The 7968-nt window shown below is 44.9% G+C and carries 8 protein-coding genes and 1 other RNA gene; 6 read left to right on the top strand and 3 right to left on the bottom strand.

Annotated features, from left to right (window positions below; genetic code table 11):
• On the top strand, window positions 1-848 hold an 848-nt coding region (locus Q0095_RS03780), incomplete at its 5' end, for an HD domain-containing protein (RefSeq protein WP_297881493.1).
• A gap of 3 nt (window positions 849-851) precedes the next feature.
• On the opposite strand, the gene ffs is transcribed toward Q0095_RS03780, so the two are convergent.
• Window positions 852-949, bottom strand: an RNA gene (gene ffs, locus Q0095_RS03775) — signal recognition particle sRNA small type.
• 47 nt (window positions 950-996) lie between these two features.
• On the opposite strand from ffs, the gene Q0095_RS03770 reads away from it, so the two are divergent.
• The 3 genes from Q0095_RS03770 (at window position 997) to Q0095_RS03760 (ending at window position 3983) form a co-directional block, all read left to right on the top strand.
• Window positions 997-1416 (top strand): hypothetical protein, encoded by a 420-nt coding sequence (locus Q0095_RS03770; protein WP_297881491.1) that lies wholly within the window; start codon window positions 997-999, stop codon window positions 1414-1416.
• Between the two features lie 64 nt (window positions 1417-1480).
• Window positions 1481-3283, top strand: a complete 1803-nt coding sequence (typA, locus tag Q0095_RS03765) for a translational GTPase TypA (protein WP_297881489.1) — start codon at window positions 1481-1483, stop codon at window positions 3281-3283.
• A gap of 112 nt (window positions 3284-3395) precedes the next feature.
• Complete coding sequence (locus tag Q0095_RS03760) at window positions 3396-3983, top strand: HAD-IB family hydrolase (protein ID WP_005872961.1); 588 nt, start codon at window positions 3396-3398, stop codon at window positions 3981-3983.
• 452 nt (window positions 3984-4435) lie between these two features.
• Here Q0095_RS03760 and Q0095_RS03755 read toward each other — a convergent pair whose 3' ends face one another.
• Together Q0095_RS03755 and Q0095_RS03750 are read right to left on the bottom strand one after the other, a co-directional pair.
• Window positions 4436-5248, bottom strand: coding sequence for a transporter substrate-binding domain-containing protein (locus tag Q0095_RS03755; protein WP_297881487.1), 813 nt, complete (start codon window positions 5246-5248; stop codon window positions 4436-4438).
• Window positions 5249-5473: 225 nt separating this feature from the next.
• A complete protein-coding gene (locus Q0095_RS03750) occupies window positions 5474-6277 on the bottom strand; it encodes a transporter substrate-binding domain-containing protein (RefSeq protein WP_297881484.1) in 804 nt (267 codons plus the stop codon).
• Window positions 6278-6374: 97 nt separating this feature from the next.
• On the opposite strand from Q0095_RS03750, the gene Q0095_RS03745 reads away from it, so the two are divergent.
• Complete coding sequence (locus tag Q0095_RS03745; protein ID WP_297881483.1) at window positions 6375-7472, top strand: hypothetical protein; 1098 nt, start codon at window positions 6375-6377, stop codon at window positions 7470-7472.
• A 311-nt stretch (window positions 7473-7783) separates the two neighbouring features.
• Window positions 7784-7968 (top strand): DUF805 domain-containing protein (locus tag Q0095_RS03740; RefSeq protein WP_297881481.1); only part of this gene is annotated, 185 nt, incomplete at its 3' end.

The following is a 7968-nucleotide window of genomic DNA, read 5'->3' as shown; positions in this document are numbered from 1 at the left end:
AGGCAGCTAGTTACCTCTCTACGCGGTGGGAATTTAACATCGTCTATCAAACTAGCCAGTTTTTAAACGATATCGAGGAGTTAAAAGCCAAGGTTGAGGAGGAGCTTGAGGATTATTATGAGCTAATCGGCGTGCGAAAAATCGTGATGAATAAAAAACTTGCTCGCATAGTCGATCTTAGTGGCAGACTTCGTTTCCAAAAACGCTGGGCGCAGACGCCGCGCATCCCTGAGACATCGGTGCTAGGACACATGCTGGTAGTTGCGATTTTAAGTTACTTTTTCTCGCTTGAAGTGGGTGCGTGTCGCTCGCGTACGGCATATAATTTTTTCTGCGCTCTATTTCACGATTTGCCCGAAAGCCTCACTCGCGACATTATTAGCCCCGTAAAATACGGCGTCAAAGGCCTTAGCGACATCATCAGTGAATATGAGATGCGACTAATAGACGATAAAATTTTACCTTTCGTGCCCGAGCATATGAGAGATGATTTTAGCTATATTTTGGGTATCCGCAAAGAGGGCGGTAAATTTATAAAAGATGAGTTTGAAAACCGCACCTTTGAGCTAGGCAAGGAGCCTAAATTTGCAGAAGGCAGCCTAAAGATGTTTAACGAAGATAAATTTCGTGCAATCGACGGCAAGGCGCTTAAGTATTGCGATAAATTAGCGGCATTTTTTGAGGCAGGAATTTCGATCAGCTACGGCGTTAAAAGCAAGGAGCTGCTTAGCGGGTATAATTCGATGTTAGAGTTTTTCAAAGCCAAGCCGAAAATTGAAGGCGTCGATTTTCAGAGTGTTTGCGAGGATTTCAAAGAGCATTTTGGGCTCAATAGGATCGATTTATAAAACCCCTTCCCAGATGGCTGCGGCACATGCGAGATCTAAGTGCTCTGCTGTATTCCTACCCTGAAGCGGTGCCTAAAAAAAGCATTGCACAGGTCTAAGAAAGGGCAAATTGGATTATATGGAAATGTTTCTTAAAGTAAGGTTATAAATGAATTTCAAAAATCATCTTTTATCCGTATTTCGCGAGGTTTTTATCCCTCATCATCGCTCTATTGAGTTCAGAGCCAAAATTTTTGCCGCTATGCTACTTGCCAAAAAGAAGCAGACCGAGGAGGATTACGATACGATCAAAGATATAGCTGGCGAAATTTATCCGGGTGACGAGCAGCGCATCGGCGTGTTGGTTTCCATCGTAAAAGAATATATCTTAAAGGCGAAAACCTATAAAAGCTTAAATTTAGATTCGCTTTTAAAAGAGATCGACAGAGATATAAAAAATAACAAAAAATATATCAAAAAGATTGATTTTTCGCATCTACGCCGTTTAATCGGAGATGATGACGAGGATGCACTAATCCAACAGCGCGTTTATGAGTTTTTTGTCTGCGAAGTCAAAGAGTATTCGTAAATTTTTATCTTAAGAATTTTTTTAGTATAATCATCAGTTTTTGAAATTATAAACGGAGAAAAATTTGGAAAATATCAGAAATATCGCGGTTATCGCGCACGTCGATCACGGCAAGACCACTATTGTAGATGAGCTTTTAAAACAATCCGGCACCTTTGGTAATCACCAAGAAGTCGGCGAGCGCGTGATGGACAGCAACGACATAGAGCGCGAGCGCGGTATTACGATCCTATCCAAAAACACGGCCATCCACTACGGCGGCGTTAAAATCAATATCATCGACACTCCGGGTCACGCCGATTTCGGCGGCGAGGTCGAGCGCGTGCTAAAGATGGTAGACGGCGTGCTTTTGCTCGTCGATGCGCAAGAAGGCGTTATGCCGCAGACCAAATTTGTCGTCAAAAAGGCGCTATCTTTGGGACTACGACCGATCGTAGTAGTAAATAAAATCGATAAGCCCGCAGCCGATCCGGACCGCGTGGTAAATGAAATTTTTGATCTTTTCGTAGCGCTTGACGCAAACGACGAGCAGCTTGAGTTCCCCGTCATCTATGCCGCGGCTAAAAACGGCTATGCAAAATACGACTTAAGCGATGAGAGCACCGATATGAAGCCACTTTTTGAGACGATCATCTCTCACGTTCCGACCCCTAGCGGCAGCGACGATAATCCTTTGCAGCTGCAGGTTTTCACGCTCGATTACGATAACTACGTCGGCAAGATCGGCATCGCTAGAATTTTCAACGGCACGATAAACAAAAACCAAAGTGTTATGTTAGCCAAAGCTGACGGCACGCACATCAACGGTAGAATTTCAAAACTCATCGGCTTTAACGGACTTGAGCGCGCCGACATCGACGCGGCGGGCACGGGCGACATCGTGGCGATCGCTGGCTTTGACGCGCTTGACGTAGGCGATAGCATCGTCGATCCCAATAATCCGATTCCGCTTGATGCGCTGCATATAGAAGAACCTACCCTTAGCGTAATTTTTAGCGTAAATGACGGACCGCTAGCCGGTACGGAGGGTAAATTTGTAACCTCAAATAAGATCGACGAGCGCTTGGAAGCGGAGATGAAAACTAACATCGCGATGCGCTATGAAAACGCGGGCGAGGGCAAATTTAAAGTAAGCGGTCGCGGTGAGCTACAGATCACGATTTTGGCTGAGAATATGCGCCGCGAGGGCTTTGAGTTTTGCCTCGGGCGCCCGGAAGTTATCATCAAAGAGATCGACGGCATCAAATGTGAGCCTTTCGAGCACTTAGTTATCGACGCACCCGATGATTGCACCGGCACCGTCATAGAAAAGCTCGGCCGCAAAAAGGCCGAGATGAAGGTGATGAATCCTACCGGCGACGGGCAGACGCGTATGGAGTTTGAGATCCCGGCGCGCGGTCTTATCGGCTTTCGCTCGCAGTTTTTGACTGATACTCGCGGCGAAGGTGTGATGAACCATAGCTTTTTGGAATTTCGCCCATTTATCGGCGCGGTCGAGAAGCGACAAAACGGCGCGCTCGTGAGTATGGAAAACGGAGTGGCGCTAGGATACAGCCTGTGGAACCTGCAAGATCGCGGCGTGCTTTTTATCGCTCCGCAGGCGAAGGTCTATCTGGGTATGATCATCGGCGAGCACAGCCGTCCGAACGATCTGGACGTCAATCCGATCAAGGGTAAAAATTTAACCAACGTCCGCGCCAGCGGCAGCGACGACGCGATCAAGCTCGTGCCGCCGCGTGCGCTAAATTTAGAGCGCGCGCTGGAGTGGATCGAGGAGGACGAGCTCGTGGAGGTTACGCCCGTAAATATCCGCGTGCGCAAGCGATACCTTGATCCTACGACGCGCAGACGAATGGCGAAAAAATAGAATTTCAAAATGAAATTTTAAAATTTGGCGTGAAATTTAGCTTTTAAATTTCACGCCTTTTTTATAGGCAAATTTTAAAATTTACGCTTCTGAAATTTTGCTAGGAGAGGCAATGAATCTTGTTTTATTCGACTTTGACGGCACGATCACGCGCGATGATTCGCTGCTCGAGTTCGTCGCCTACGTAGTCGGATTTAAGAAATTTTTTCGCGGGATTTTGGTGCTATCGCCGATTTTGGCGGCGTATAAGCTAGGTCTTGCGAGCAATAATTTTACGCGCAGAAAGCTTCTGGGCTACTTTTTTGCGGGCATGAGCGCCGATAAATTCGATAAAATTTGCAAAAAATACTCCACCACCCACATCGAAGATATCCTAAAACAAAGCGCGATGGACAAGATCGCAAGCTACAAAGCCGCGGGCGATAGGGTCGTCATCGTCACCGCCTCCCTCGAAGACTGGCTGCGCCCGTGGTGCGAAGCGCAGGGCTTGGAGCTCTTAGGCACTAAAATACGGCGCAAAGGCGGCATCATCACGGGCGAGATCGAGGGGCAGAACTGCTACGGCGCGCAAAAGGTCGCTCGCGTGCGCGCAGCATACGACGTGCAGGCTTTCGATCGCGTTATCGCTTACGGCGACAGCAGGGGCGATCGCGAGATGTTAGAATTCGCAGACGAGGCGCACTACAAGGCGTTTGAGTAAATTTCTGCGACCACAAAGCTTAAACGATAGCATCTGCGACGACTGCGCTTTTGCTGAGAGCTAGATTTCGCCTTACGCGGAATTTTATCCTTTTAAATCTATCGCGCTTATCTGCGGAATTCTACACCGCACGATAAATTTTATATTTTATCGCAGCGCAAAAGCCCTCAACTACGAAATTCTGTTGCAGCATGGGATTTTAAAATTCTCGGTGCGGGTAAAATTCTAAAATTCCGTCGTGTATAAAATTTTAAAATTTTATCGTAGCGTGGAATTTTGTTCCGAATAGAATAGATATTTTGAAGCCGAGCGAGATAAATTTTAAATTTTAAAATTTTGCGGGATTTTTCGGCTATTAAAATTTCAAAATTTGCAGGTTCCAGAATATCTACTCGCCGTGTGCGAAGCGGAATTTTAAAATTTCAAAATTTCGCGCCTTAGAATTTTAAGGTCTAAAGCATGTTGTAAATTCCGTCTAAAAGGAAGTATTTTTTATCCGCAGTGCCGCGGTAAAATGGCTCGAAAGTGTCCTCATAAGCCTTTTTGAAAAAGCCCTCTTTGCTTAGTTTGATTAGATCGGCATTGATGAAATCAAGCAGGCTTTGATTGCCTTTTTGCACGCCGACGCCTAAGAATTCCGCCGCGCCTAGGTTTTTAAACGGCACTTCGAGCGTATCGTCCACGACGGCGTAGGCTAGGACGATGATGTTGTCGTTTGCGTAACCATCAGCTCTGCCGTCCTTCATCATCGCGTAGCACTCGGAGGTATTTTTGCAGTAAACTAAATTGCTAAATTTCTCTTTGCGCAAATAGCGCTCGGTCATCGAGCCGTTTGGATTTTTTTCGATCGAAATTCTCATATCGCGAACTTGCGCAAAGTCCTTCACTTGATCCTCTTTACGCGTTACAATGCCAAAATTTACCGATAAATACGGCAGTGAAAAATCCACCTGCTTCTTACGCTCTTGCGTAATCATAAAGGTGCCGATAACCATATCGACCTTATTATTTTTCAAAAACGGGATTCTATCGCCTGCGGTTACGGCTACGAACTGCACTTCGCCTTTTTTATCGCCGAAAATGTCTTTGGCGATTGAGCTAGCAAGCTCGATTTCAAAGCCCTCAAACTTGCCGTTATTAGACTCGCTTAGCGGCGGACGACCTTCGCGCACGCCTACTCTGATAACCCCTGCCTGCCTGATTTCATCTAGTGTATTTGCAAAAATGCTAGTGCAAAATAAGGCTAAAATAAAAAGTAATCTCATAAAAAGCCCCCTACTTTTTAGTTTTCGGAATAATTATAGCACTATATATTTTAGAGAAAATAAATGCAAGCGGTTTAAAATTCAATCACCGCGCGTATGCAGGTTTGAAATTTAGGGGCGAAGTGGGGATTTAAAATTTCGCAAATTCTAAATTTTAAATCCCAAGATTTATTCGTTATGCAAACTGCCTTCGATAAATTTTATATTTTAATTTCTAGCTCGCTTTTATAGCAAGTCATAAATTCCATCTAAAAGGAAGTATTTTTTATCCGCCGTGCCGCGGTAAAAAGGCTCGAAAGTGTCCTGATAAGCCTTTTTGAAAAAGCCCTCTTTGCTTAGTTTTACAAGCTCTGCGTTGATAAAATCAAGTAGCTCCTTATTTCCTTTTTGCACGCCAATACCGATGAAATCGGGCTTGCCGAAGTTTTGGAACGGCACTTCGAGCGTATCGTCCACGACGGCGTAGGCTAGCACCGTGATGTTAAGGTTGATGTATCCGTCGGCTTTGCCGTCTCGGATCATCGCGTAGCATTCGCTCGTGCTTTTGCAGTAGCCTACGTTGTTAAATTTCTCTTTTTTGAGGTAATTATCTACGGTCGTGCCCTCTTCAGTGATGAGCCTCATATCACGCAAACGCGATATATCTTTGATGGCGTCCGTTTTGCGAGTTAGTACGCCGAGATTGGTCGAAAAATACGGCATCGAGAAGTCTACATGATTTTTGCGCGCCGAATCAATGACGAAGGTAGCTGCGACCATATCGACTTTATTATTGACTAGATATGAGACGCGATCAGCGGCGCTTAGAGAGACAAACTGCACTTCGCCTTGTTTAGCGCCGAAAATCGCCTTTGCGATCGCATTGGCAAGTTCGATCTCAAAGCCTTCAAATTTACCGCCGCTAATCTCGCTAAAAGGCGGTCTGCCGTCTCTGACGCCGACTCTGATGACGCCGCTATTTCTGATCTCTTGCAGCGTGTTTGCAAAAAGCCCCGCACAAAGCAAGATCAAAGTAAAAAGTAGTTTCATTTGTCGCTCCTTTGTTTAGGTTATTTACGGCTAATTCTAGCGAAATTAAAATCAAAAGGCGCTTTTTTAGGCTAAATTTATTTGCCGTTTGCTTTTTATGAAATTTCAAGGCGCCGTTAAATTTAGCCTTAGATTTGATATAATCGCGCAAAATTTAAGCGAGGGCAATATGAAAAATTTTATCTTTTTGTGGCTTTTACTTGCGGGCTGCGCTTTCGGTGCCGCTAAGGATGACACGAGAGTTTCTGCTTCACAGCAAGCAGAGTCAAATTTATCGCAGCCGAATTTTGAAATTTTTTACGATGAAAATGCCAGCGATGCGCAGATCGATGCGGGCTTGGACGCACTTTTAGCCTTCGCGGCGCAAAACAGGGGCAGGATCGACGAGGATTTCGGGGAGTTTGGCGAGCGGATTTTTACGCCATTTATTGCAAATATGAAACTAATGCGAAGTGGAAAGCTTGATTTTACACGAATTACTCGAATACTTGCGTTTAAGCCTGATTTGAACTACAATGAAGGATATATCGGCTCGCCGTTGCAAACTGCGATTTCTTACGGCTGTCCGCTTGATTTTGGTGCGGGTATTGATGCGCCAAGCAGCGCTGATTTGGGTGCAGACGAAAAGAATTTGATAACTCCAAGCGAAAAGTTAGGACGTCGCACAATTTTAAAAAATGCGGATGTGCTGCGATTAGTGCGATTTTTGGTAGAGCACGGCGCAAATATACATGCACGCGGATCGTTACATCTAGCCACATCGTGCGGAGATTTTGAGACGTTTTCATTACTTCTTGAGCTGGGCGCTACAGATATTAGCGGCGTGGTAAGCTCGGTTGCAGGCGGAGAGCTGCTATTTTTACGAGATGCAGGTTTTATCGTTTCGGCATATAAAAATCCGCCTGATCCACGCGCTCGTGAGTTCATAAATAGCGCGAGATTTAAAAAATTCCGCGACGGAAGGCTACGCTATGTAGAGGAAATTTTAAAATTTCAAAGCTTGCGCGAGCTACCGCAAAATGAGTTAACGGGCTTGATTAAGCTAGCCGCAGTACTGGATGATACAGACACGGCGGAGTTTTTGCTCTCTCGCGGCCTTTGCAAGCAGAAGGAGCTTTGCGAGTTTCTAAAAGTGCAGGCGAAAACTTACGACGCTGTAAAAATTTCTAAAATTTTAAGCCGTCAAAAGGGCTAAATTTTAAAATTTATACGGCTACGGCGTGGCAAGCGGATAAAATCGCTATTATAATTGTATCAGTCGTAGCCGCCCTACTTTGTCATTTAACGCGAGCGAAAAAGCAAAATTTGTTCCGCCTACCCTCCTCCTCTTATCAAACAGCTCACTATTAAGTTCATTCGAGATAAATTTTAATGTATTTGCCAGACAGCGCGGCGGCAGAGGTAAATTTTAAAATTTAGCCGCTCGCTACTAAAATTTCAATATAAAGGACAAATTTAAGTGCCATTATTATATAATTTACCTTATTTTTTCAAAAGGAGTTTGAGATGACTTTTATGGAGTCTGTTCGCACTTGTCTCAAAGAGAATTATTGCAATTTTGAGGGGCGTGCGCCACGTTCAGAGTACTGGTGGTTTGCATTATTTGCGGCACTTTTAGGAATCGTAACGTTAGTATTGGACGGCTTTTTAGGCACCTATGCCGTTACGAGTTCCGGTAGAATGATCGGTTT

It is taken from the genome of uncultured Campylobacter sp., from assembly GCF_938045535.1.
In the GTDB taxonomy this organism is placed as follows: domain Bacteria; phylum Campylobacterota; class Campylobacteria; order Campylobacterales; family Campylobacteraceae; genus Campylobacter_B.
The sequence above is the reverse complement of the archived record's forward strand: the minus strand, read 5'-3'. Positions and strand labels throughout refer to the sequence as shown.